The organism is Corynebacterium sp. MSK071, from assembly GCF_030232125.1.
Taxonomy (GTDB): Bacteria; Actinomycetota; Actinomycetes; order Mycobacteriales; family Mycobacteriaceae; genus Corynebacterium; species Corynebacterium kefirresidentii.
This window is the reverse complement of the sequence record NZ_JASPJA010000016.1, coordinates 1-24,696: the sequence shown is the minus strand read 5'-3', so window position 1 is coordinate 24,696 and position 24,696 is coordinate 1. Positions and strand designations below refer to the sequence as shown.

Genomic DNA, 24,696 nt, shown 5'->3' with positions numbered 1-24,696 from the left:
TGGAAATGGCCCACGGCAGTGCCTAAAATACAGTGTTACTATTACCCCCTATCGAAAGGCCCCAATGACTTCGCTGGATTCCGCCACCTACGTGGTCCCTGACCACGGTTTTGGCGTGATCCATAATCTGCCCATCGAGGATGTTTCGCCAGAAGTTTTCAGCGAACTGCTCGAGTCCACCGCCGCAGAAGGCGGTTACCTCTCTGCGGAGCTCGGCCCCCGCACCGCCCAGGACGGCTTCGCGGTGTGGATCGGCGATTCTCTCCTTGGCCGTCTCAGCGCCGCCGATTCCCAGGCCTACGCACTCTTTGACTGGGTTCTCAGCGCCGGCCTACGCCCACGCGCCACCGCCCACGTGAGCATGACAGATGCCTCCGGCGAAGAGTGGCCCACGCTCAACCTGCTCCTGCCGGCACCGCACCTGTGCATCCCCGCCAATAACCCGCCGGCGCAGCGCTGGACCATGCTGCCGGGCGAGGCTGCCGCCACATTGACGGAGTTTTCCAAAGACGTCACTGGCTTTCCGCACACCGACGAGCACTACCTCGTCTCCTTGCGCACCCGTGGTTTCCTGCGGCGAAATACCGTTGATGTCTATGTCAATAGCATCTTCTTAGGCTCCCTCCCGCGCGATGCCGCCCGCGAGATTGCCCCCGCCGTGCTCGACTGCACCAAATCCGGCCGCCTCGCCATTGCCCACGGCTACTTCCACTACGACGCCGATGACCGCCCCGCGCTGACCATCTACGCGCACAACGCTGCCAATAGGCACCACGCCGGCCTAGTTCTGGGCGTTGTCGCCGGTGGCGCCGCCGTCATGTCCGCGGCCACCGCAGCCCGCGCACAGGCCGCAACCAGCGTTCCCAGCGGCCCCACTGCCGGAATCTCTGCCGCTGGCACCTCCTCCACAAGTGGTTTTGCCATCACCTCTGCCGCCAATGCCGCCGGCGTTTCTGGGGCCGTGACCTCGAATCTGCTGGCCGCAGCCGGTGTCGCCGTGCTAGTTGGTGGCGGCACCACCGTGGCTACCCACATGCTTAGTGAGGACGAAGCTCTTTCGGACACCCACTCGCATTCCACCGCGCCTGCTCCGAAAAGCAATCATTCCACCGACGATTCTTCCCATTTCGATGGCATTGGTCCCAAGCGCCCCGCGCACCCCGCCACGCCCCGCATCCACGATGCTGGCCCCACCAGCGGTGTCGCCGCGCCATCCCGCGCGGATTCCCCGACCCAGCACCCGCTTGCCGACGCCCCCTCTGAGACACCACCGCAGCACCGCCACGCCCCCGCGCCCCAACCGTCTAAGCAGGCGCGGCCGACGCACACCCCTCAGACTGACCGTGCCACGACCCCTGCCGCCGGCCACCACGGCAAGCACCGTGGTGAGGACCATGGCGAGCACCACCGCCAGGATTCCCAGGCAATTTCCCGCGCCACCTCCGCCGCAGCCGCTGCCGCCGCCGCTGCGGCTAAAAGCGTCGAATCGACCCCGGCTTCGACTCCGGCCGCGGCGCCATCTTCCAGCTCTGAGCCGGCACCGCAGCTAGCGGCGAAGGAACCGACTGCAACCTCCACGTCTTCGTCATCGGCCGAGCCTTCCCAGACAACGCAGACCACGGAGCCCGCGCAAACCACGGCATCTACGGATTCTGCAACTTCGACGTCACCATCGAAGGCCACGACGTCGACGGAGGCTACCGCACCTGCCGAGCCGTCCGACCTACCTACTTCAAATACGCCTACTTCGGAAAAGACTTCGGCTGAAACGACCACAACTGAAGACGGCGCCACCACCTCGACGGATAAGCAGACGCCACTGCCCGCACCAGAGTCCTCAGAGCCAACGCCTGCGGAGCCGACTGCGCCTACAACGACATCTTCGTTATTGACCTCGGAGCCCCAGGCTGAGCCGGCACCGGATACCACCGTGCCAAGCACCACTATCCCAGGTTCCGAACTCGAGCCAACGCCAGAGCCGGAAACTACTGTCCCAACGACGACCATCCCTGGCTCGGAAATCGTGCCCACCCCGGAGCCAGAACCAGAGGTCGAACCGGAACTGCCCACGGCAGACCGTGGCGCGCCGGACGGCTCGGATGACCCCCTCGTACCGCTCGAACCAGAAGAACCGACAGAGCCGAAAGAGCCGGAAGAGCCGAAAGAGCCGGCTGAACCGCAGCAGCCAGAGACACCGAGGCACCCTGAAGAACCTGAGGAACAAACAACCCCGCCGAAGGTCATTGTCGTCGTTGTAGAAGATTAAGCGGCGCGCCCTGTCCCCCTGCATGAAATGCGGGATACTACACTGAGTTTAATGAACAACACACCTGGCCCCTCCCCGCAGCACCCGTCGGCGTCGGCCCCAGCGCCGTCGCCCGCGACGGTAGCTTCGCGTCACGCGGCCAGGTCCACAGCGCCCAAACCAGGCATGGAACAGCGCCGCACTAAGCCCCGCCGTGCGGTCCGTGTCTCCGGGGAGCCAGACGCCCCGAAACCCAAGCCGAAACCGAAACCGCACCCACCGGCTCAGCAACAGCCGCAGCAGGCCGACTCGTCCAATGAGGAAGCGGACTTTCCCTATGTGGCGCTGACCATCCAGACCACCGGCATCCATCCCAGCACCGGGCGCATCGTTACTATCGACGCCATTACGTTCAACGACGCCAGCGAGCAGGGCCAGCAATTCCACGCCGTCCTCAAGCCCGATATCGATGCCGGGCCGCGCCACCTCCACGGGCTGAGCACCACCGATATTGAGCAGGCGCCAGCTTTTGGCAAGATCCTCAAATCGCTGGACAAGCTTATTGACGGCCGCACACTCATCGTCCACGACCTCCCCTATACCTGGGGTTTTCTCGTCGCCGAGGCCCGCCGTGCCATGATGGCCGCCGCCCGCCAAAATCGCGCGCGCAACCGCGGCCGCAACAAGGGCCGCCGGCGCCGCCAGAAGGTCGGACACGTACCCACCCCCGTCCGCATCATCGATACTTTGGGCACCTCCTATGCGCAGCAGGTGCGGTCGAATGATGTGCGCTTAGGGGGTGTCGCTAAGCAGAGCGGCTTGGACGCTTCGCCACAGGCCTCGGTGGAGCGCGCCAAGCGGCCCGAACCCGAGACTTCGCGCGAACAAACCGAACTGCTCATCGCGCTCTACCGCAAGCAACGAGGTGGCACGGTGCGCAGCTATGCGCCCGAGGACGTGCGCGCCGACCGCTTCGGCCTGCAACGCTCCCACGTGCGAGTCGACGCTGCCGAAGCCCCCGCCCAACACCACAACCCCGGCAAATACGAGCCGGGCAAGGAACTGCGCCGCGGCATGGAAATCGTGGTCGCTCCGGAAATCCTCGAGGACCCGGACACCATCATCGCCGCGCTCATGCGTGAGGAGCTCAATTATTCCGAAAAGCTCACCCGCGAATCCTCGCTGGTCGTGTGCAACGTGACCACTGACCTGGTGGGAAAACCCATGCACGCCCACCGCAAGGGCATTCCGCTGATGTCCGATACCGCGTTTCTTGACGCCCTCACCCGCATCGAAGACGCCGTGCCGGAACCCGAATCCGGCAAACCCACGCCCCGGCCCCAACGCTCATCCCACAACAACAAAAAAGGCGGCGCTAAGAACCAAAAGCGCCGCCGTCGCCGGGGCGGCCGCGGTGGTCGCGGCAGGGGCCGACGAAATTCTGGCGGCTCGGCGGGGAAAAAGAACGACTAAGCCGCCCGCGCGACTACCCTAGGGGACATGAGTTTTAGAGTCCCGGGTGCGCTGAGGAAGTTGCGCACCACCACCGCCACTACCGCCGCGAAGCTGGCCACCACCGCTTCCCGCGCCACCGGCCGTGGCGCCGGCGGAATGATCGGTGGTCTAATCGCCAATGCCATTGACCCTTCCATCATGACCAACCTGGGCGGTGGGCGCCCGGCCGTGCTAGTGACCGGCACCAACGGCAAGTCCACCACCACCCGCATGCTAGCCGCTGCAGTCCGCGCCGAGCACACCGTAGCCACCAACGACGGCGGTGACAACATGGATGCCGGCATCATCTCCGCACTCATGGCCGGCAAGGACGCCTCCCACCTGGTACTCGAGGTGGACGAGCTCCACGTGCCCCACGTAGCCGATAACCTGAACCCGCAGGCGCTAGTTCTGCTCAACCTCACCCGCGACCAGCTCGACCGCGTGGGCGAGATTAATAAGATCGAGCGGGCTCTGCGCGGCGCTGTGGAAGCCCACCCGGACATGCTCGTCATCGCCAACTGCGATGACGTTCTGATGACCTCCGTGGCCTATGACGCCAAGAATGTCATCTGGGTTTCGGCCGGCGCCGGCTGGCTCGGCGATTCCGTTACCTGCCCGCGCACCGGCGGGCACGTCGTGCGCACCGAGGATGACTGGTACGCCGTCAAGCCGCTTGCCGACGGCCGCGAATTCCGCCGGCCGCAGCCAACGTGGGGCGTCGATAAGCATGGCATTATCACCCCCACCGCTAAACGCCCCCTGAACCTGGCGCTGCCTGGCCGTGCTAACCGGGGCAACGCGGCCCAAGCCATCGCTGCCGCCGTCGCAGGCTTCGGCGTGGACCTCGACAAAGCCATTGCGGCCGCCGAAAGCATCGATGATGTGGCCGGTCGCTACTCCACCATTCACTGGCGCGGCCGCGAGATTCGCTTGCTGCTGGCCAAGAACCCGGCCGGCTGGCAAGAAGCGCTGTCCATGGTGGACCGCAGCGCCGATGGCTTGATCATCGCCACCAACGGCCAGGTGGCCGATGGCATTGACATGTCCTGGCTGTGGGACGTGAAATTCGAAGGCTTCAATGGCCTCAGCGTGAAGGCCGCCGGCGAGCGCGGCACCGACCTGGCGGTGCGCCTGGTCTACGCCGATATCTCCCACGAGCTCATCCCGGATCCGCTCGATGCGCTCGCCGCCTGCCCGGAGGGTCGCATCGAGGTCCTCGCCAACTACACCGCCTTCCGCGATTTGAAGAAGGCGCTTTCCAAGGAGGCCACCAATGCTTAATATCGGCCTAGTGCTTCCCGACGTCCTCGGTACCTACGGCGACGACGGCAACGCCCTCGTCCTGCGCCAGCGCGCCCGCATGCGCGGCTTCGAGGCAGAGATTCACCCCATCCGCTTGGGCGAGCCCGTGCCTGAGACACTGGATATCTACACCCTCGGCGGCGGCGAAGATACCGCGCAAATCCTAGCCGCGGACCACCTGATTTCCGATGGCGGCCTGAGCCGCGCCGCCAACGCCGGCCGCCCGGTCTTTGCCATTTGTGCTGGCCTGCAGGTCCTGGGTGAGTCCTTCCGCGCCTCCGGTCGCATCATCGACGGCGTCGGCCTGCTCGATGCCACCACGGCCGGCATGCAGGACCGTGCCATCGGCGAGGTGGCTTCCGAACCCACCCGCGCTGGCGTTACCGCGGACCTCACAGAGCCGCTCACGGGCTTTGAAAACCACTTGGGCGCTACCATCCTTGGCCCCTCCGCGCAGCCCCTCGGCACGCTCACCCGTGGCAATGGCAATGCAGACCAGGCCGCCACCGCCGACCTTGCCGATGGCTCCACCCAGCGCACCTACGAAGGCGCCGTCCAAGGCAGCGTCATCGCCACCTATATGCACGGCCCGGCGCTGGCCCGAAACCCGCAGCTGGCCGATCTCCTCCTCGCCCAAGCGATGGGCGTGACCCTCGCGGATCTTGAGCCGCTTGAAATTCCGGCCGTTGACCGCCTGCGCGTCGAACGTTTCAACGCCTCCGAGCCCCCGCGCTCCCAAAGATAGGCCCATAACTGTGGATAACTGCGCCCGACGGCCCTGAAACCCCGAGTTATCCACAGGCCCGGCCGTTGCCCCTTGTAGCCGCGCATCCCACGCCAATAGGCTGCGGGGCATGACGTTATTGGAGCAGCTGGGCGACATCGCTAAGCGCGGCGTGGATCTTCTCGAAGAGGTCCACGCCGCCTCCAGCCTGCCCCTGCCCGCGGACCAAGCGCGCACCCTGCGCCGGACCGCCGCGGCCTTTCTCTCGCCCACCAGCCATTCGCGCTACCAAGCCCGCGCACTGGCCGCCGCGCGCCGCAATCACCACTGCTTAGAGACCCTCGCGCTCATCGCCCGTCGCTCGCGCAGCATTAGCGACCCCACCAAGCGCTGGCAATTCCGCGAGCAGCTCTGCGCCACCGCCGGCACCACCGCGCACGTCTCGCGCGCGGCTACCCGTCTGCTGCGCGAATTCAACCCTCCGCCCGAGCGCGAAGACGGCGGACGCCGGATTATGCACGGGGAGAAAACCACCCTGAGTTTCACCGGCCCCGCCGCACAAATGGCCGATATCTGGGCCGCCGCTAAATCCGACCCGCTGGCCTGGCTTAACGGCTCCCGCGCCGCCGTGCCCGCTACCGTGACCACCAATGTCATCATCGAGCTGCCGGATTACCTGAAAATCCTCGCCGGAAACGGCGAGGATATCCGCCTCGCTATGACCAACGGCGCCACCATCACCGGCGCCGAACTAGTCCGCCGCACCCTAGCCGGCGCGGGACTCTTCACGCTCATCCATCCCGAGCGCGGCCCAGTCAACCTCTACCGCACCCGGCAGGCCTCCGCAAAGCAACGCCGCATGCTCGAGGCCGAAGGCGCCCGCTGCGCCTGGCCCGCTTGCCGACGCCCCACCTCCGAATGCCAAGCCCACCACCTCATCGAATACTCCCGCGGCGGCCACACCCATCCTGAGAACATGACGCTATTGTGCCCGTACCACAACTCCATCAACGGGCTGCCGGGCCGCGGCCGGATGGCGCGCATTCGGGGCCGGATCGCCTGGCTCCCGCCCGCTAGCCAGGACAGGCATACACACATAGGGCACAGCAACGAACCCGACAACAGGCGCAGCGGGCGCAGCAGCAGATGCAGCACGACGACAAAGGAGGCGCACGGCCCGCCGGTATTCACCGGCCGAGCGCGAACCGGGCCTACGGCCGCCGTGCCCTAGCCGCTGTAGCTCCGCATTCGCCCAGTACTGGCCAGGGCGCTCAACGTGCTATATGGTCAGGCGGCCGGAAAGCGCGCGAGACAAGGTGAGCTCGTCCACAAACTCCAAATCGCCTCCGAGCGGCATGCCGGAGGCCAACCTGGTGATCTTCAAATCAGGGAAGTCGCGCAGCAAGCGCACCAGGTATGCGGCGGTCGCCTCGCCCTCCGTATTGGGGTCGGTGGCGAGGATGACTTCGTGGATGGTGGGGGTGGCGTCGTAAAGCGGGGTTTCGGGGGTGGAGTCTGCAAGCTCTCGGTCCGGCAACACGCCGCCTAGGCGCTGCAGCAGTGTGGAGATATTCAAATCACGCGGACCCACATTCGCCAGCGGGTCCAACGCGCCGCCCAAAACGTGATAGCGGCCCTCATACTCGCCGGTGCGCTCAATAACCTGGATATCCTTAGGCTCCTCGACCACGCAGATAGTAGAGGCGTCGCGCTGCGAGTTAATGCAGATGCGGCAGACATCCTCACGCGAAATATTGCAGCAAATGCGGCAGAAGGTCACGCCGTCGCGCACCGCGCCCAGCGCGTTTTGCAGCCGCTCGATGTCCTCGGGTTCCATGTGCAAAACGTGAAACGCGATGCGCTGCGCCGACTTCGGGCCGATTCCCGGCAGGCGCGAAAACTCGTCGATGAGGTCTTGCAGAGGTCCTTCAAACATCAATTACTCCCAAAATCGGCAAAAGCCGCCGCCCCACCCCGGGGCAACGGCCTTATATCGTATCGCGCGGGCTACTGGTTGCCGCCGAAGACATCCTCAAAAGACGGGCCGCCCTGGCCGCCCATGCCCTGGGACAGCGGGCCAATCTTCTCCTGTGCCAGGCGGCCGGCCGCAGCGTGGGCCTCCTTGAACGCACCCATAACCAGGTCCTGCAGCGTATCGACGTCCTCTGGATCCACGATGGACTTATCAATCTGCAAGTCCACGAGCTCGGCGCCGCCAGTCATGGTCACCTTGACCAGGCCATTGCCTGCCTGGCCCTCGACGTTGGTAGCGAGGATTTCTTCCTGCGCCTTCTGCAGATCCGCCTGCACCTGCGCGGCCTGCGCGATGAGGTCGTTCATGTCATTTGCCTGCTGCATTGGGTCTTGGTCAGCCATGGTGTTTCCTTTCTAAATCAACTTTAAATTTCGCTACCGCCCGAGTGTACCGTGCTCGCCGCCTAGGCACGCCGCGCGCCTAGTTCCCGCTCCAGCAATTCCATAGCTACCTCGGTAGCGCTGCGATGATCCATTTCACCGGTGGACTGCGCGGCCTCCATCATGTCGCGTTCTTCGTCATCGCGGGTATAGGCCGGCGGTTCCTCGGGCGGTACCTCATCGGGCTCCGGCTCGGGTTCGGGCGGCAGCGGCACGCCGTTGCTGAACTGCGATTCATCGCGCTGCTTGGCGGCCTGCGTCGCCCGTGCGATGCGCGAGCGCCAGCCCGGCGTGTTTTCCTGCTTACTCTCCGCCTCCTGGTCGTCGGCAGGCTCGCGCGCGGGCTGATTCGGTGTCCACGCCTCCTTGCGCTGCGCCGGCCGTGGGGCATTGAAACCGGCGGTCTTCGGGTCAGTGCCTACCACGCAGGTCACGGCCACATCGCGCTGGAACTCCTCCTTGAGTACCTCCACGATAACGGCGTTATTGGCGGGCGCATTGATTCGCTCGGCAAGGGCACCGGTGGTGTGTCCCAGCGTTAGCGTGCCATCGCGGAAGCCAAGCACGCGGGCTTCGGCAAGCATAATTTCCGCTACCTTATTCCGCTTTCCGACGCTCCCCCTCAACGCCACCCATTTCTCCCTCACGGCTTCCGCAAAGTCGCCTTCCGGCTCTTGCGTTGCCTGCGGTTGCGCCGTTTCCGACACTCTTTCCGACGCCGTCTCCGCAGCGGGCTGGCCCCCAGATCGCGCCGTTGCTTCCTGGGCGGATTCCTCCGCGCGGGCCGGTACGGGTTTCTCCAATGGCTCGCGCTGCTCCTGCCGCTCCTGCTGGGCCGGCGCCGACTGCGGTATGCGCCGTTCGCGCTGCCACGGATCCTGGGACTCTTGCGGCTCCGGCTCCGACTGCGGCTGCGGCTCTACCTGCGGCTGCTGTTGTTGCTGCGGGGTTTGCTGCTCGGCGGACGATTGCGCGGTCTTAGCCGGGGGCTGGGTTTGCGTTTGCGGCTGAGGGGCGGGCTCAGAGCCAGCGGAGTGCTGCTCCTGGGACTTGGCGCGACGGCGCGCGATAATGGCGGCCGCAGCGGACTGGGGGTCTTGGGCACCTGCGACAGCTGAGGTTGCCGCGGCGGCACCGCCCGGGGTCGCAGGGCCGGCAGGCACGGGCGCTCCGGGCGCGGCCGCGGGGACAGCGGCGCCGGTGGCCGCGGGGCCGGTGGACCCGATAAGCAGGTGCGCGCACATGATTTCCAGCAGCAGGCGCGGCGACGTCGCGCCGGTGAGATCGCTGATGCGGTCGTTGACCGTGGAAGCCAAGTAGGTCAGCTGCGGGCCGGAAAAACGCTGCGCCTGGGCGGTAAGCACAGAAGCGCGGTCGGTGGGCGCGGAGACGAGGCCGGCCTCGATAGCGCCGGGCACAGCCTGCAGGATCATCAGATCGCGCAGGCGGTCGAGCAAATCGATAGCGAAGCGACGCGGGTCGTGGCCGGCCTCGATGACATGGTCCACCATCGCGAAGAGGCCGGGTTTGTCTTGGTTGGCGAGGGTGTCGATGGCGTCGTCAAGCAGCGAAACATCGGTGACACCCAAAAGCGGCCGGGCGAGGTCATAGGTCAGGCCATCGGGCCCGGCACCGGCCAGCAGCTGGTCCAGCAAGGACAACGTATCGCGCGGGGAACCACCGCCCGCCTCAATGACCATGGGGTATACGGCGTCCTCGACATGCACGCCCTCGGCCGCGACGGTGCGCTGCAGCAAGCCCTTCATGGCCGGCGGGGTCAGCAAGCGGAAGGGATAGTGGTGGGTACGCGAGCGAATGGTGCCGATAATTTTCTCCGGCTCCGTGGTCGCGAAGATGAAAATGACGTGCTCCGGCGGCTCCTCCACTACCTTGAGCAGCGCGTTAGCGCCGGAGGGCGAAATCATATGCGCCTCGTCGATGATGAAGATGCGGTAGCGCGATTCGGCCGGCGCGTAGTAGGCGCGATCGCGCAGCTCCCGCATGTCTTCCACGCCATTATGCGAGGCGGCGTCAAGCTCCGTCACGTCCAAGTTTCCGGGGCCGCCGGGGGCCAGGGAGACGCAGGAATCGCACTTGCCACACGGCGTCGAGGTCGGCCCGTGCTCGCAGTTGAGCGAACGGGCCATAATTCGCGCCGAGGAGGTCTTGCCGCAGCCGCGCGGGCCGGAAAAGAGATAGGCGTGGTTGATGCGCCCTGCATCGAGGGCGGCGGATAGCGGCGTAGTGACCTGCTCTTGGCCCACGACCTCCGCGAACGTTGCTGGACGGTATTTCCGGTATAAAGCCACGGTTAGCCAGTTTACCGGCTAACCCTCGCGCGACCAGTCCAGCAGGTCAATGCCCTGCTCGGCCACTGCCCCCTGCAGCTTGCCGACGCCCTCTTCTACCCCAAACGCATATTCCGAATCCGTCAGCATGACCAGCTGCAGGATGAGGGTCAGGCGGCCCTCTTCGCGAAATTGCGGGGTCCGCCCGCCCCACAGGTACGGCGCGATGAAGAGTCCGTGGTGGACGGTAATTCCCGGCGCGTCGAGGATGGACGGCAGCATCACGCCCGGCTGCGCCGGAAGCAGACCGTCGGCCTTCTCGAAAGTATCGGCCGCGGCGTTTACGGCGGCAGCCACCTCGGGCTGCCCGGTACGCGCCACCGTCAACAGCTCGCAGCGCACATCGGTGCCGTCGTCCTGGCTCTGCAGGCCGGTGTCGGTGTTGTTGAAGGTGGTGGTGAGGGCGAGCGATTGGGCGTCGGCAAGCGCGGCGAGGCCTAGCCGGCGCTCATCGACGTAGCGGAACTCCAGCGGCGCCGGGATAATCTCGCTCAGCCACAGGGCAGACTCGTCGGCGTTGATTTTAGGCCCCCAGCTTCTCCACGGCGGCAAGCAGCACACAGGTAGCGACGCCGTCCATCGCGGTCTCGACCTCTTCCTGCGGCGGCAGGGTTGGGGCGAGGCGGATATTGCGGTCATTGTCGTCCTGGCCATAAGGGAAGGCCGAGCCCGCCTGGGTAAGCAGGATGCCGGCGTCGCGCGCAAGCTCCCAGACGCGGTTGGCGGTGCCGTCGACAACGTCGAGGGAGATGAAGTAGCCACCCTTCGGGTTGGTCCACTGCGCCACCTCGTACTCGCCCAGGCGCTTTTCCAGGATGCGCAGCACCGCATCGAACTTCGGCTTAATCAGCGCGGCGTGGCGGCGCATCACCGCGCGCACCCCTTCTGCGGAGCCGAAGAACTCGTGGTGCGCCAGCTGGTTAATCTTATTCGGGCCGATGCCGCGAATGCCGGCATGCTCTAGGTACCACTCGAGGTTGTCTTCCGAGGTGCCGAAGAAACCCACGCCCGCGCCCGCGAAGGTAATCTTCGAGGTGGAGGACATGGCCCAGAAGCGGTTCGGGTTGCCTTCTTCCGCGGCGATATCCAGAATCGGCAGGATTTCCGGGAATTCTTCCGTCAAGGTATGCACGGCGTAGGCGTTATCCCACACGATGCGGAAATCCGGTGCGCCAGCCTGCATGCGGGCGAGGCGGCGGGCCTTGTCCTCAGAAATCACGGCGCCGGTGGGGTTGGCGAACATCGGCACCACCCACATGCCCTTGACTGTCGGGTCCGCCACCAGCTTTTCGACGGCCTCTACATCCGGCCCGTCTTCTTCCATCGGCACCGTCACCAGCTCGAAGCCAAATTGCTCCGTGATGGCAAAGTGGCGGTCATAGCCCGGCACTGGGCAGATCCACTTGAGTTTTTCTTCCTTGCTCCACGGCTGCGCGGAATCATTGGTGCCGAAGAGGAACGCCCAAGAAATCAGGTCAAACATGATGTTCAGGGAGGAAGAATCTGCGGCCACGAGCAGCTCGGGGTCCATGTTGGTCAGCTTGCCCCAGATGTCGCGCAGTTCCTTGATGCCCTTTTGGTTGCCGTAGTTACGCAGGTCGTTTCCGGCCGCGTCGGTGTAATGGCCCAGGCCTGGCAGGGCGAGGAGATCGTTGGAGAGGTCTAGCTGCGCCTTCGCTGGCTTGCCGCGGGTCAAATCCAGTTTCAGGCCCTTAGCTTTAAGGTCCTCGTAGTCCTTACGGACCTGAGCGGCGAGCTCAGTTAGTTCGGACGATTCCAAAGTAAGAAGCGACATGCGTATGTCTACCTTCCATGTATAGGGCGACTTTTAGCCCCCAATAGTAACGCACGCCATACAAAAAGGGGACCCCGCGCACCCGTCAGAGCCTCCTGACCCTTGCTGCATTCCTGCCCTGGGGGAGTTCAGAGGATGGACGCCACGCGGAATCCTGCCACTTACTCTAACGCCCGAGCGCCGGTTTAGCCAAATGGGACTCCGGCCGCGCAGCCCTCCGCCGCTCGCGGGTACCGCTCTCGATACCTAGCCACCACACAACGGTTAAAATTCTCCGAAAACACGCCCTGACCTGGCGATTGGTAAAATAATTGCCACGGCTGCTAATGTTTCTTCTCGGAGGATTCGACTAGCGGCCTATGTCACACGCCTGGAACGCGTGCGGGGTTCACGCCCCTCGTGGGTTCAAATCCCACATCCTCCGCCACAGGAAATCCCGGCTCCTGCTGCATAGCAACGGAGCCGGGATTTTTGTTATACCTGCGCTCGGCCGCGCTAGCCGACGCCGCGCTAGCCGCTAATCGATGACCGGCGGTTCGTAGCCGTCTTCTTTTAGCCACGCAATATGCGGCGGGGTGTTCATGCCCCACTCAGTGCGCGCCCAGAGGAAGGCCTGGGCGACCTCGGCCTCGGGATAGCCTCCGTCGCGCAGGTACTGCCGGAAGCCGTTCGGGCCTGAGTCTTTGATCCACAGCCAGACGTAGTCGTCGAGGGAGTCGTCGGCAAGCAAGCCTTCCATCCCTTCTGGAACGTATTCACGCTCGGCACGCACGCGATCCGCCAGATCCTGGTCGAGGAAGTCATAGAGATAATCCAGCGCGTCCTCAAGCTGCGCATAATCGAAGGCATTCATGCCGCCCAGCCTAGTGGCGCTTGGTGCCTAGGACCATGCGGTCGATTTCTTCCAGCACCTCGTCCACGATGGCCGGGTTATAGGCGCGGTAGCCGCGCATGCGCAGCAGCTCCTCCTGTGCCGCCGTCAGAGCGGTCCGGCGGGCCTCCAGAGCTACGTGGCGGAACTGCCAGGCGCGTTGCTTGCGGGAGTCTTCGGAAACATCCTCGCCATCACCAATCCGGTCTTCCAGCCATTGGATAACGTTGGCGGAAATTTCCGGATCCACCTTTTCGGCGTCGGGCGCGATATGCCCATCCGGCCGGAAGTTCGACAGTGCCTCGATGCTGGCCGCACGCGCACGGCCAACCACGGCAGCGCGCATCTTATCGCTGGCAATCTGGGAGGCTTCCGTGAGGTCGAGTCGCTCCATCAACCACGGCAAGAGCAGGCCGGGCACCACCATCGTGGCCAGCAAGACCGTCAACGCGATGACGGCGAGCTCATGGTGGAAACTAAACACGCCCGCCGGGATGGACAAAACCAGCGCCAAAGTGACAAGTCCACGCATGCCGGACCACGTCATCAGCAGTACCTCTTGCAGGCGCAGCGGCGCAACCCGTGGGCGGCCGCGGGAGACGTTGATGCGGTAATAGGCATACATCCACACCAAACGGACAACAAAGGCCACGAGGGACAAGATGACGCCCACGACCACCGAATGCCACAGGTCCGAGCCCACTTCGCCGATGGCGGTATTGACCGTCAGGCCAATGAGTCCGAAGGCCACGCCAGTAAAGAGCAGTTCGATGGTCTCCCAGAAGGACTGACCGGATAGGCGGTCCTCGGCCTGGATATCGGCCCGGGAATTAAGTTCTACGGCCGCGATGACCACGGCGATAACGCCGGAGGCACCGAGTTCCTCCGCGATGAGGTAGACGGCAAATGGCGTCACCCAGGTCAGCGCGTTGCGCGCGGTGACGTCATGGACGTGGGTAATAAACAGCGCCACCAGCCGGCCGACGACCCACCCCAGGCCGCCCGCGACGAATGCGGAGTAGAAGAAGTTGAGCACACCACCGCCGAAGGAGAGCTCATCGCCTTGGGTCACGGCCGTCAGCGCGAGATTGAAGGCGACGATAGAAGCGGCGTCATTAAACAAGCCCTCGGTCTGCAAGGTGGTGATGATGCGGCGCGGGATGCCGGCGGGCTCGGCCACGGCGTCAACGGCGACGGGGTCCGGCGGGGCGATGGCTGCACCGATGAGGATGGCCGCAGCCAGGCTGATACCGGGCAGGAAGGCATAGGCCGTGAAGCCAACGGCCAGCGTGGTGGCGACCACCAAAAGCACGGATAGGCTCAAGATAGTCACCCATTGTTCACGGATAACGCCCCACGAGGTGCGCCGGGCCAGCGCCCACAGCAGCGGCGGCAGGAAAATCGGCAGGATGAGCTCGGTGGGCGGTTCAAACCTGGGTAGCCCCGGCACGAAGACGGCGCAGGCGGTGATGATCGTCAGCAACGCCGGCCACGGCAGCCCAATTTTGTCGCCAATGGCGACGACGAACACGGTCAGCAGCATGAGCCCAATGAGCACCAAAAGAACGTCCATGGGCCCAGATTTTACCCGTGCCAGGTATAGGGATCAGGAGGCAAGCGATCGGGTTCGAATTGCGCGAGCAGCTCTGCGGCGCTGTCGGCTTCATATCCCAGGGAGGCCGCCAGCTGTTTGACGACGTCCCCCACCTCCCCCATTTCCCGCATGGTCACCGCACCGTCGCGCTTGGCTAGGCGATCGCCAGATTCATTGAGCACGAGCGGGACGTGGATATACTCCGGCGCTGCGATGCCGAGCAGCGAGGCCAGGTAGGCCTGGCGCGGCGCGGAGGAGAGCAGATCATCACCGCGGACGACTTGGTCGATACCTTGGAACGCATCGTCGACGACGACGGCCAAGTTATACGCCCAGCCGGTGTCTTGGCCGCCGCGGCGCAGGATGAAGTCATCCACGTCGCCGGTATAGGTGCCGTGGAGGGCGTCGTGGATGGTGAAAGTGGGGACGTCGGCAAGCAGGCGAAGGGCGGGCTGGCGATTCTGGGCCGCAAGCTCGGCACGCTTGGCCGCGCGCTGGTCTTCGGTGAGGTTGCGGCAGGTGCCCGGGTACTGGCCGGGAATAGCGTGCGGGGCCCGGGAGGCTTCGCGGATGTCCTTACGCGAGCAATAGCACTCGTAGGTGGGCAGCTGGGCCAAGGCTTGCTCATAGGCAGCGTCGCGATCGTGCTGGTAGATGACCTCACCGTCCCAATCCAGTCCGAGCGCGCGTAGGTCCGCCAGCTGGCGCTCGGCCGATTCCTGGGAAGAGCGCTGCTTATCGATGTCCTCCACGCGCACCACAAAGCGCCGCCCCGTCGAGCGGGCAAAAAGCCACGCCAGAAGCGCCGTGCGGAGGTTGCCAAAATGCAGATCGCCAGAGGGGCTCGGCGCATAGCGGCCGGCGCCGGTGGTCGCAGAATTCATGCCCACAGTCTACGGACTGGCACAATGGCGGGTATGGAAAAAACGAACGGCGCTGAAGTGCGCTTCATTCCCGTCCGCTCTACTCTCTACCCTTGGCTGGTCACCGTGTTTGTGGTGACCTTCCTGATTTCCAATATCAACGCCACCAAGGGCGTCCAGCTCGGCCCGCTGGTGACCGACGGTGCCTTCTTTCTATTCCCGCTGGCCTATATCGTCGGCGACGTGCTCTCCGAGTGCTATGGCTTTAAATCCACCCGGCGCGCGGTCTACATCGGATTCGCGATGGCCATCTTGGCGGCCGTGTGCTTCTATATCGCCATTTGGCTGCCGGCGGCCGATTTCTATGAGGGCCAGGAGGCCTTCGCGGCCACGCTTGGCCTGATGCCGCAGATTCTGGCCGCCTCGCTAGCCGGCTATCTCGTGGGCCAGCTACTCAATGCCTGGACGCTGACTGCGATGAAGAAGCGCTCGGGCGAAAAGGGGCTTTTCGCGCGCCTTATCGCCTCTACCGTGGTGGGCGAGTTCGGCGATACGCTGCTGTTTTGCGCCATCGCCGCGCCGGTAATCGGCGTGGACACCGTGGGCAGGTTTATTAACTACGTCATCGTGGGATTCGTGTGGAAGACCCTGGTGGAGGCCGTCATGCTGCCGGTGACGGCCATGGTTATCTCGTGGGTTAAAAAGCGCGAGGACTACTTGCCGGCGTAGTAGCGGCCGAGGAATTCATCGCGGTAGGCCTCGTAGTAGCCGCCGTCGATGGCGGCGCGGATATTATCCACCAGGCGAATCATGAACTCCACGTTGTGGATGGTGCACAGCGTGCCCGCAAGGAATTCCTTCGCCTTGAGCAGGTGGTGCAGGTAGGCGCGGGAATAGTTCTCGGATACGTAGCCGCCGAATTCCTCGTCGACGCCAGCGAAATCGCGCTTAAAGCGCGCATTGGTGAGGTTCATGCGGCCGTCGAGGGTGTAGACGCCGCCGCGGCGCGCCAAGCGGGTCGGCGCCACGCAGTCGAAGGTGTCGGCACCGGCCTCGACTGCGGTGAAAATATCATCCGGCTCGGAGATGCCGAGCAAGTGGCGCGGCTTGTCCTCGGGTAGCTCATCGCAGACCCAGCCAACGATGGTGCCCAGGTTTTCCTTCTCCAGCGCGCCGCCGATGCCAAAACCGCCAAAGCCGCGCTTGCCTTCCTCGCGGGCGGTGCGATCGAGGTCGAGCAGGCCGCGGGTGGCCTGGCGGCGCAGGTCCTCATACTGCGCGCCCTGAACGACGCCCCACAGGGACTGCTTCGGCCGATGGGTGCGCTCGCGAGTGAGGCGGTCGTGCTCATCCAGGCAGCGCTTAGCCCAGCGGTGCGTGCGCGCGACGGATTCTTCCTGGTAGGTACGCGTATCAACGAGCGTGGTCAGCTCGTCGAAGGCGAACATGATGTCTGCCCCCAGCCCGTGTTGGATCTGCATGGACTTCTCGGGGGTGAAACGGTGCTTGGAGCCGTCGATAACGGATTTGAAATCCACGCCGTCCTCGTCCACCTGCGCCATGCGCTCTTTCTTAGCCGCGCGGATGTCCTTATCGCTAAGTTCCGCGATATCCATCGCAAGGACCTTCTTGAAACCTACGCCCAGCGACATCACCTGGAAGCCGCCGGAGTCGGTATAGGTCGGGCCGTGCCAGTTTTCAAACTCCGCCACGCCGCCGGCCTCGTCCACAATGTCGTGGCCTGGCTGCAGGTAAAGGTGGTACGCATTCGACAAAATGGCTTGCGCGCCGGTGGAGCGAATCTGCTCCGGAGTCAGGGTCTTTACCGTGGCTTTAGTGGCCACCGGGATGAAGGCCGGGGTCTGAATATCGCCGTGTGGGGTGCGGATGACACCGCTGCGGCCGTGCTTGCCGGGACCTTCGGGCAGGCGCTTGCCGATGTCGAAGCTCAAGTCCATTTCTATTCTTCTTCCTTGTCTGCAGGGATAGGGGCTGGGGTGGCGTGTTTAGCTTCCCATTCTTCTTCCAGGGCGGTGCCTTCGATGTCCAGGGTGGGCAGAATCTTGGCCAGCCACTTTGGCATCCACCACGTCGCGCGGCCCATAAGGAACATGGTGGCGGGGACGAGGGTCATGCGGATAAAGAAGGCGTCGAAAAGCACGCCGGCGGCCAAGGCAAAGCCGAAGATCTGGATAAATGGCAGCGGCTGGTTAATAAACGCCACGAAGACCGAAATCATAATGATGGCTGCGGCCGTTACCACGCGGGCGCCTTGGGTAAAGCCGGTGATGGTGGCCTCGTCGACGGCGCTATAACGCCCGCCGGTGCCCTCCGGGTGGCGAGAAATGTGCTCGCGCATGCGGGTGACCAGGAAGACCTGGTAGTCCATCGCGAGGCCAAAGGTCACGCCGATGAGGAAGATGGGCATGAAGGAAATCAGCGGGCCCGGCGCGGGCACCAGGTTCCACAGGCCTTCCTGCCAGACCAGGACGGTCAGGCCGAAGGCGCCGCCGACGGACAACAGGAAGCCCAAGCCCGCAACCAGCGGCACCAAGATGGAGCGGAAGACCAACAGCAGCAGCACAATGGCCAGACCCACGACGATGGCCAGGTACGGCACCATGGCTTCCTCGAGGCGCTCGGTGATATCGAGCTGCACGGCCGTCAGGCCGGTCAGGCCGATGTCGGTACCGGTGGCGTCCTCGATCTCGCCGGTGGCCGAGCGCAGCGCGTGCGCAACGTTCACCGTTGCGGCGTCCGTGGGCGCGGTTTCAGGGGTAACCATTATCTGTGCGGCGCGCTTGTCCTGGCTCAGGCCGACAATCTGCGCGTGCTTCACCCCGCCCAAGCCCTTGAGCTGGTCCGCGGTGTAGAGGAAGGACGCGAGCGCGGCCTTATCCTCTGCGGAGGTGTCTACCACCTCAGCGGCCGGGGCGATCTCCGGCTCGGCTGAGGGCTGGTCCCCCAGCGGCTGCTCAGGCATCTCCTCTTCGGGGGCAGCATTCTCGGCCGCGTCCTGCTCCGGCGCGGGAGCGGGTGCGGGGGCTGGGGCTGGTTCGGGTTGGGACTGGGCGTCGACAAGCGGGGCCAAGGCGCCGGATTCCGCGTTGACCGTGTGGGCATCGACCACGGCGAGGAAAGGACCGTTGACGCCGGGGCCAAAGCCCTCGGACATGATGTCGGCGGCCTTGCGCTGGGTGGTATCGGGGTTCGACGTGGTATCGGCCGGAAGGGCAAGCTCCATCTGGAGTACCGGCGCGGTCATAGCCCCCAAGGAGAGCACGACCAGCGCCATAGCCAGGCCGGGCACCTTCTGGACTAAACGCACCCACCGGTTGCCCATGGTGGGCCCGCGGCGGCGCTTGCCCTTGCGGGTCGGGTTGCCGGCCACGCCGGGGATTCGGCCATGGAAGGCCTTATCGCCCAGCAAGCCCAGCATCGCAGGGATGAGCGTGAGCGAGACCAAGACGGCGATCGCGACGGTGCCGGCGGCGGCCAAGCCCATGGCCGTGAGGAAGCCAATGCGCGCAATGATGAGCGCGAAGAGCGCGGTAAAGACCGTCGCGCCGGCAAAGACCACGGAGGAGCCGGCCGTACCCACCGCCATGCCTGCGGCATCGGGCCCATCCATGCGGCGGCGCTCGGCGCGGTAGCGCGAAAGAATAAACAGCGCATAGTCGATGCCCACAGCCAGGCCGATCATGATGGCCAGAACCGGGGTCATATTATTGAGCTCAATCCAGTGGGTGGCAATAAACATGCCCAGCGCGCCGAGTCCCACGCCAATGACGGCGGAAACCAATGGCATCCCCGAGGCCACCAGCGAGCCGAAGGTAAAAATGAGCACGAGGAAGGCGACGCCCAGGCCGATAATCTCGGAGGTGGAGTTGACCGCGATCTCATCGCCAAAGCCGGCGCCATTGCCTTCGACGGTAAGGCCGCGGTCGCGGGCGATATTCATCGCCTCCGTGACGGTGTCTTTATCTGCTTGCTCCACGCTATAAGGCGACTCGGCGTCAAAATTGAAGGTGGTATACGCGATGGTCTCATCGTCATTGACCATCGCGAGGTTATCCGCGTCAGCGCGGGCGGATGCTTCCGGCAGCCCCATATCCGTGAATTGGTGGATGACCTGATCTTGCAGACGGGGCGAGACCTCAAGCGGGTTGCCAAAGCGCGTGGTATCGCCCATCTTCAGGTTGTCCTCGAGGTAGGAGATGGTGGCGTCGATGGCCTCGCGGTTTGCTGGATCAGAAAGCTTCTGGCCATCTGGGGCCTTGAAGACCACGTTGACCGAGGGTGAATTGGCAGGGTTGCCGCCCTCTGGGAAGAGGTCCATGGTCTTATAGGTGGCATCGATAGACGGGGTTCCCTTAATGGAGAACTCGCTCGTCATCGGTTTCATCAGCAAGGCGGCGGCACCGCCAACGGCGGCGAGCAGCAGCAGCCATGCCACGATGACCTTCCACTTATGGAGGAAAGACCAGCGCCCAAGACGATAAAGCAATGTAGCCACGGGTAGATGTACCTTCGCATTCACGTGGGGGACGGGGTGAACTTCGCCCTAGTGTAGTGGCCGCACCCTATAATCCCCTATCGCGAAGCCACCTGCGTCCCAGTTTTCACAGCTGGCGGCCAGCCGGGCCCCTCCCCCCGTGCCCCGCGGCCTAGCCGGGAAAAAGAAAATCCCGGCCTGCGCAAACAGACCGGGATCTCGGTGCGGTGGCGGCGGGATTTGAACCCGCGGTTGGGGGTTACCCAACAATCGCTTTCGAGGCGATCACCTTCGGCCGCTCGGACACGCCACCGCGTTCCAGATTACGGGAGTGCGCCCGAGCGACAAAATCGCTGCGCCAGCGGGGTGCCAGCGCAGCGATATGCAGAAATACGGATGAGGATTAGTCGTCCTTCAGGCCGCCGATAACCTCGTTAGCCTTGTCCTTGATACCCTCGGCAGCGTCGGACAGCTTGTCCTTAGCCTCGGAGGTGACCTGGTCGGCCTTGCCCTCGTTAGCTACGTCCTTGTTATCGGTAGCTTCGCCGTAGGCTTCCTTTGCCTTGCCTACGAGGCCATCCTTCTTGTTTTCCAAATCGCCCATAATCACTCCTTTGAGTAGACGGATAATGTATGAGCACCAGTGTACGCACTTTCAGCGCAGGTCGCCGAAGAAGTTTCTGAGCAACATTGCGCATTCCTCTTCCAGAACGCCGCCGCGAACCTGCGGGGCAAAGGGGGCGGTGGGGGCACGCAGGACATCGATAAGCGAGCCGCACGCGCCGGTCTTGGGTTCAAAAGCGCCGAAGACTACGGAAGAAACGCGCGCAGCCTGCAAAGCACCGGCGCACATGGCGCAGGGCTCTAGGGTGACGACAAGTTCGCAGCCGGAAAGGCGCCAGCCGTCTCCATAGACGCGCACTGCTTGGCGGATGGCCTCTACCTCGGCGTGGGCAGTGGGATCGGCGCGTTGCTCGCGGCGGTTTACTCCGGTGGCGAGTTCGGCTCCGGTGGCGTCAAAAAGCACCGCACCCACCGGTACATCGCCTGCCGGGGTGCACTTGGCGACGTCCAGGGCGCGGCGCATGCGGGCCTCTGCGCGCTGGAGGGGCTCAGGCGTTATCAATGATGTCTTCCAGTTCATCGCCGAAGCCGAGCTCGCCGGCGATGCGCAGCAACATATCAGAAGGCCAGTCTTCGTCATTGTCGATGATGTAGCCCACCTGATCCTCGGATAGGCCGAGATCGGCGAAGATATCGAAATCGCCCTCACCATAAGGGTCGGCCTCTTCAGGGTCCACATCCGGGATTTCATGGTCGTTGATATCCATGAAATCGGCCGCAAAGTCATCATCAACGCCATAGGTGGCATCCGAAATGAGCATCTTCACCCCGCCCGGCACGGGGCGCACGGCAATGAAATAGGCATCCTCCACACACAGCAGCGCGAACGCAGCGCCCTCAGAGCGCAGGCTGCGCACCGCATTAATGGAGGTCTGCGGATCCTCGAAGTCATCGTTGAAGCTGCGCACCAGCCACTGGCCCGCAGTGCGGGCGACGGTTACCGCGAAGGAGTAATTTTCGTTGCTCATACCTCGTGAGATTAGTCGTGTTGTGCCACAATTGTCACCGTGAGTTCTCAAGATGTTCAACGCCCTATCTGCATTATTGGCCTCGGCCTCATCGGCGGCTCTCTGCTGCGCGATCTAGCCGGATATAAACACCCCGTTTTTGGATATAACCACTCCACTTCTGGCGCCCGCACTGCAGTAAAGCAGGGCTTTGACGTCACCGATGATCTTCCCGCTATTTTGACCCGCGCGGAAGCGGAAAACGCGCTCATTGTGATTGCTGTTCCCATGACCGCAGTGGGCGAGGTCCTCGATGCCATCCAGGAGCACGCGCCTAGCTGCGGCATTACAGATGTGGTTTCCGTGAAGACCGCGGTACGCCAGCAGGTCCTCGAACGCGGCATGGAATCGCGCTACGTGGGTGGCCACCCGATGGCGGGCACCTCCAAGTCCGGTTGGGATAACTCCCAGCGGGACCTCTTCCGCCGTGCGGCGTGGGGCATTACTTATGACTATGCCGCAGAGTGCGAGGCGCGTGGGGAAAAGATTCCTAAGCAGTGGATTGAGACCTTTACCGAGGTTGTACGCATGACGCAGATGGTGCACGCGGAGGCGGTTCCTATTCGCGTAGCTAACCACGATGCTGCGGTGGCGCGCATTTCCCACCTGCCGCATGTCTTCGCCGAAATTCTCGCCGTGGTGGGCGATAACGGCGGAATCTTGGCGCAGTCCCTGTCTGCCGGTTCCTTCAAGGACGCCACGCGCGTGGCCGGTACGCACCCAGAGCTAGTGCAGCAGATGTGCGAAACCAATGCCCCGGCGTTGGTGGAGGCTTTGGACGAGGCCTTGGATCTGCTTCGCGACGCCCGCGAGAAGCTCGACTCCCCCGAGCCTTCCATCGCCGAGCTTTCCGACGCCGGTTATCGCGCCCGCACCCGTATCGATGCCCGTTCTGGCGCGCGCAAGGAATCGGTTTCCCCGGTCAAGATTTCTTCCCGCCCGGTGCTGCGCCTGCACCCAGGCGGTCCGAAGTGGGTAGCGCAGCTGCGCCAATCCGAGTCCCTGGGCGGGCGCATCGAGATTTTCTAGTGCTTGCACCCCCGTAGGCCGGGAATGCGGGATACTACCGCGGCGGCAATAAGACCTAGCACTGCTATTTCGGCATAAAGCCAAGCGTGGTCGGCGCTGGTCTGCGGGGTTTTCGGCGGTTCGGGAGTGGTTTCCGCGGTGAGAATCGCTTCCTTATCGCGTCCGCTTACCACTCCCTCGATCCAGTCCTTGGTGCCGGCCAGCGTGGTAATAGCCGCGCTAGGTGAAGGCAGGTCTGGGTCCCCGTTCGCGGTGCCCGCCGTGGCGAGTCCGGCGAGTTTACCGTCGACAAAGAAGGGGCCACCGGAGTCGCCGCCTTGCATACCGGCTCGGCCGGTGGAGTGAACATCAAGGATGGCGCTTTCGATAAGCGGCATCGGGCCATCGGGCGCCCCACCCGGCATCGCCTCGCCGGCTGGCACGCTTTCTGTACCCTCCAGTGCTTTAAGCCCCGGCATAGCCTCGGCCGCGGGAACGCTTTCTCCGACATCGGCATCCTCACCAGCGCTCGCGGCAGCATCCGCAGTGGCGTCCGCGCCAGCAGGTTCGGCGGGGCTACCGCCGAGGAGCTCGGCCACCTCCATTTCCGCTTGGGGCAGCTGACCGCGGCGCGCCATAGAAGAACTACTGCTCCAGCCGTAGAGTGTGCCGCGTTTGCCCGGTTCCGGAACTTGGGTGGAAATCTCTGCGGGCTTTGTATCGGTGACAGGGGCGGTGAGGTGGAGAAGGGCGGCGTCGGAAAGCGGGGACAGTGCCCAGGAATCAGTGTCGTAGGTGGTTCCGTTAATGCGGGCCTGGGTACCCGTGTTATTCACGGACTCGAGGCAGTGACGTGCGGTGAGCACCCATTGGACGGCCACGAGAGTACCGGTACAATCACCGAAACTACCCACGCGTCCTATCTTGAGTTGGGCGACGGTGCGGGCCTCCGGGAAGTCCGTTGCTGGATCACCGTGTTCGAGTGCAGTGGCCGGGGCGGCAGTCAGTGCCACGATGCTGGCGGCGAGCAAGGCGGGGAAAATTTTGTGCTGCATGATTAGTCCTTCTTTCCGGCAGGAACGGCGATGGCAATAGCTTTGGCGACGGCCCATTCGGCCGGCCCCTTCCCTATCAGGCGGCGCCACAGGGTTGCGATAACGAGGAAGAGGGCAATGAAGGCACAGGCCCAGGCGGTGTTGTGCAGGGCGATGTGGCTTTGCCAGTAGTAGGCGGTGAGCACGTGCAAGATGTAGATGCTCAGCGACATCGCACCCAGCGCAGCAAAGGGATAGACCAGCTTGGGCGCAGCTCGACCAGCAAGCAGGCAGAGGTGCAGGACGACTGCAGCGACGACAATGGACAGCATGATCTCACCCACGACGCCGGTGTGGCCGGTAAAACGTAGCCAGCCAGGAATGTCCGTAGTAAAGCGGAAGTAAAAACCGATAGCGGCAACGATGCCGGCTATCGCAGTGGAAACCCACTGCGCAGCTGCGCGTTGCTTGCGAATATAGATTTCATAGAGCAGCATGCCGGCGAGGAAATATGCGATATAGGCCAGCAGTGGGTAGACCTGCGGTAGGGTCAGCGGAGCGTATTTCACGGTCGCGGCTACGGTGGCGGCAGCGAATAGGATTAGCTTCCAGGCCCAGTGCAACGGGGGAACCCAGCACAGCAACATCATGGTGATGCCAATTACTACTAGGACGACCTGAATCTCACCTCCAAGGGGCAGTAGAGCGAGGCCGATGAGTGTAATTATGCAGCCGCGGGCGAGGATGCGCAGAAGCGTCGTCACCGTGAAATTGCGGGCAATAATCATCAATGTGATGCGTGCTGTCAAGGGGTGAATGCGCCACTTCGACCGGGAGGTAGTTGTGACGCGTTGGACTCCGAAGGATGTTAAGG

The 24,696-nt window shown here is 63.8% G+C and carries 22 protein-coding genes, 2 tRNA genes and 1 other RNA gene; 8 read left to right on the top strand and 17 right to left on the bottom strand.

Annotation, left to right across the window (positions count from 1 at the left end; all coding sequences use genetic code 11):
* Positions 1 to 64: 64 nt before the first annotated feature.
* The 5 genes from QP990_RS11295 to QP990_RS11275 all read left to right on the top strand — a co-directional run bounded on the left by QP990_RS11295 (position 65) and on the right by QP990_RS11275 (position 6,999).
* Positions 65 to 2,266, top strand: a complete 2,202-nt coding sequence (locus QP990_RS11295; RefSeq protein WP_239207836.1) for a hypothetical protein — start codon at positions 65 to 67, stop codon at positions 2,264 to 2,266.
* A gap of 51 nt (positions 2,267 to 2,317) precedes the next feature.
* Complete coding sequence (locus tag QP990_RS11290; RefSeq protein WP_239207835.1) at positions 2,318 to 3,718, top strand: exonuclease domain-containing protein; 1,401 nt, start codon at positions 2,318 to 2,320, stop codon at positions 3,716 to 3,718.
* Positions 3,719 to 3,745: 27 nt separating this feature from the next.
* Positions 3,746 to 5,023, top strand: coding sequence for a MurT ligase domain-containing protein (locus tag QP990_RS11285; protein ID WP_239207834.1), 1,278 nt, complete (start codon positions 3,746 to 3,748; stop codon positions 5,021 to 5,023).
* Positions 5,016 to 5,789, top strand: coding sequence for a type 1 glutamine amidotransferase (locus tag QP990_RS11280; protein ID WP_284799297.1), 774 nt, complete (start codon positions 5,016 to 5,018; stop codon positions 5,787 to 5,789). The genes QP990_RS11285 and QP990_RS11280 overlap by 8 nt, the downstream gene beginning before the upstream one ends.
* A 109-nt stretch (positions 5,790 to 5,898) precedes the next feature.
* Complete coding sequence (locus QP990_RS11275; RefSeq protein ID WP_284799296.1) at positions 5,899 to 6,999, top strand: HNH endonuclease signature motif containing protein; 1,101 nt, start codon at positions 5,899 to 5,901, stop codon at positions 6,997 to 6,999.
* A gap of 48 nt (positions 7,000 to 7,047) precedes the next feature.
* On the opposite strand, the gene recR is transcribed toward QP990_RS11275, so the two are convergent.
* From recR to ffs, 6 genes are all read right to left on the bottom strand, one after another.
* Positions 7,048 to 7,704 carry a recombination mediator RecR gene (gene recR, locus QP990_RS11270; protein ID WP_023020387.1) on the bottom strand — a complete coding sequence of 219 codons (657 nt, stop codon included), beginning with the start codon at positions 7,702 to 7,704 and terminating at the stop codon, positions 7,048 to 7,050.
* A gap of 71 nt (positions 7,705 to 7,775) precedes the next feature.
* The gene (locus tag QP990_RS11265) at positions 7,776 to 8,144 is read right to left on the bottom strand and encodes a YbaB/EbfC family nucleoid-associated protein (protein WP_023020386.1); all 369 of its coding nucleotides are present in this window, start codon (positions 8,142 to 8,144) and stop codon (positions 7,776 to 7,778) included.
* A gap of 62 nt (positions 8,145 to 8,206) precedes the next feature.
* A complete protein-coding gene (locus QP990_RS11260; protein ID WP_284799294.1) occupies positions 8,207 to 10,492 on the bottom strand; it encodes a DNA polymerase III subunit gamma and tau in 2,286 nt (761 codons plus the stop codon).
* Between the two features lie 18 nt (positions 10,493 to 10,510).
* The gene (locus QP990_RS11255) at positions 10,511 to 11,092 is read right to left on the bottom strand and encodes a hypothetical protein (protein WP_284799292.1); all 582 of its coding nucleotides are present in this window, start codon (positions 11,090 to 11,092) and stop codon (positions 10,511 to 10,513) included.
* Entirely contained in the window at positions 11,055 to 12,326 is a 1,272-nt protein-coding gene (locus QP990_RS11250; protein WP_284799291.1) for an aminotransferase class I/II-fold pyridoxal phosphate-dependent enzyme, read from the bottom strand. Before QP990_RS11250 ends, QP990_RS11255 begins: the two co-directional genes overlap by 38 nt.
* A 60-nt stretch (positions 12,327 to 12,386) precedes the next feature.
* Positions 12,387 to 12,485: signal recognition particle sRNA small type (ffs, locus tag QP990_RS11245), an RNA gene on the bottom strand.
* Between the two features lie 179 nt (positions 12,486 to 12,664).
* Here ffs and QP990_RS11240 point away from each other — a divergent pair.
* Positions 12,665 to 12,753: transfer RNA gene (locus QP990_RS11240), tRNA-Ser, on the top strand.
* Positions 12,754 to 12,843: 90 nt separating this feature from the next.
* On the opposite strand, the gene QP990_RS11235 is transcribed toward QP990_RS11240, so the two are convergent.
* From QP990_RS11235 to gluQRS, 3 genes are read right to left on the bottom strand one after another with little or no spacing between them, the layout of a single operon-like run.
* Positions 12,844 to 13,179, bottom strand: a complete 336-nt coding sequence (locus QP990_RS11235; protein ID WP_284799289.1) for a hypothetical protein — start codon at positions 13,177 to 13,179, stop codon at positions 12,844 to 12,846.
* A 10-nt stretch (positions 13,180 to 13,189) separates the two neighbouring features.
* Positions 13,190 to 14,770: a sodium:proton antiporter gene (locus QP990_RS11230; RefSeq protein ID WP_239207828.1), complete on the bottom strand. Its 1,581-nt coding sequence runs from the start codon at positions 14,768 to 14,770 to the stop codon at positions 13,190 to 13,192.
* Positions 14,771 to 14,781: 11 nt separating this feature from the next.
* Positions 14,782 to 15,675: a tRNA glutamyl-Q(34) synthetase GluQRS gene (gene gluQRS / locus QP990_RS11225; protein WP_284799288.1), complete on the bottom strand. Its 894-nt coding sequence runs from the start codon at positions 15,673 to 15,675 to the stop codon at positions 14,782 to 14,784.
* Positions 15,676 to 15,708: 33 nt separating this feature from the next.
* On the opposite strand from gluQRS, the gene QP990_RS11220 reads away from it, so the two are divergent.
* A complete protein-coding gene (locus QP990_RS11220) occupies positions 15,709 to 16,383 on the top strand; it encodes a queuosine precursor transporter (RefSeq protein WP_396127287.1) in 675 nt (224 codons plus the stop codon).
* Here QP990_RS11220 and tgt read toward each other — a convergent pair.
* From tgt to QP990_RS11190, 6 genes are all read right to left on the bottom strand, one after another.
* On the bottom strand, positions 16,368 to 17,612 hold the full coding sequence (gene tgt / locus QP990_RS11215) for a tRNA guanosine(34) transglycosylase Tgt (protein ID WP_284799283.1): 1,245 nt from the start codon (positions 17,610 to 17,612) through the stop codon (positions 16,368 to 16,370). The genes QP990_RS11220 and tgt overlap by 16 nt on opposite strands.
* Positions 17,613 to 17,614: 2 nt before the next feature.
* Positions 17,615 to 20,170 (bottom strand): MMPL family transporter, encoded by a 2,556-nt coding sequence (locus tag QP990_RS11210; RefSeq protein ID WP_239207825.1) that lies wholly within the window; start codon positions 20,168 to 20,170, stop codon positions 17,615 to 17,617.
* 204 nt (positions 20,171 to 20,374) lie between these two features.
* Positions 20,375 to 20,462, bottom strand: a tRNA-Ser gene (locus QP990_RS11205).
* Between the two features lie 90 nt (positions 20,463 to 20,552).
* Positions 20,553 to 20,753, bottom strand: a complete 201-nt coding sequence (locus QP990_RS11200; RefSeq protein WP_005323174.1) for a CsbD family protein — start codon at positions 20,751 to 20,753, stop codon at positions 20,553 to 20,555.
* 51 nt (positions 20,754 to 20,804) lie between these two features.
* Positions 20,805 to 21,236 carry a nucleoside deaminase gene (locus QP990_RS11195; protein WP_200289076.1) on the bottom strand — a complete coding sequence of 144 codons (432 nt, stop codon included), beginning with the start codon at positions 21,234 to 21,236 and terminating at the stop codon, positions 20,805 to 20,807.
* A gap of 25 nt (positions 21,237 to 21,261) precedes the next feature.
* Positions 21,262 to 21,741 carry a tRNA adenosine deaminase-associated protein gene (locus QP990_RS11190; RefSeq protein WP_239206280.1) on the bottom strand — a complete coding sequence of 160 codons (480 nt, stop codon included), beginning with the start codon at positions 21,739 to 21,741 and terminating at the stop codon, positions 21,262 to 21,264.
* A 39-nt stretch (positions 21,742 to 21,780) separates the two neighbouring features.
* Here QP990_RS11190 and QP990_RS11185 point away from each other — a divergent pair, with 39 nt between their 5' ends.
* Complete coding sequence (locus tag QP990_RS11185) at positions 21,781 to 22,809, top strand: prephenate dehydrogenase (RefSeq protein ID WP_023020372.1); 1,029 nt, start codon at positions 21,781 to 21,783, stop codon at positions 22,807 to 22,809.
* Here QP990_RS11185 and QP990_RS11180 read toward each other — a convergent pair.
* Together QP990_RS11180 and QP990_RS11175 are read right to left on the bottom strand one after the other, a co-directional pair.
* Positions 22,806 to 23,843 carry a trypsin-like serine protease gene (locus QP990_RS11180; protein ID WP_284799280.1) on the bottom strand — a complete coding sequence of 346 codons (1,038 nt, stop codon included), beginning with the start codon at positions 23,841 to 23,843 and terminating at the stop codon, positions 22,806 to 22,808. The two genes, QP990_RS11185 and QP990_RS11180, sit on opposite strands and share 4 nt — an antisense overlap.
* Positions 23,844 to 23,845: 2 nt before the next feature.
* On the bottom strand, positions 23,846 to 24,696 hold an 851-nt coding region (locus QP990_RS11175; RefSeq protein ID WP_284799279.1), incomplete at its 5' end, for a DUF418 domain-containing protein.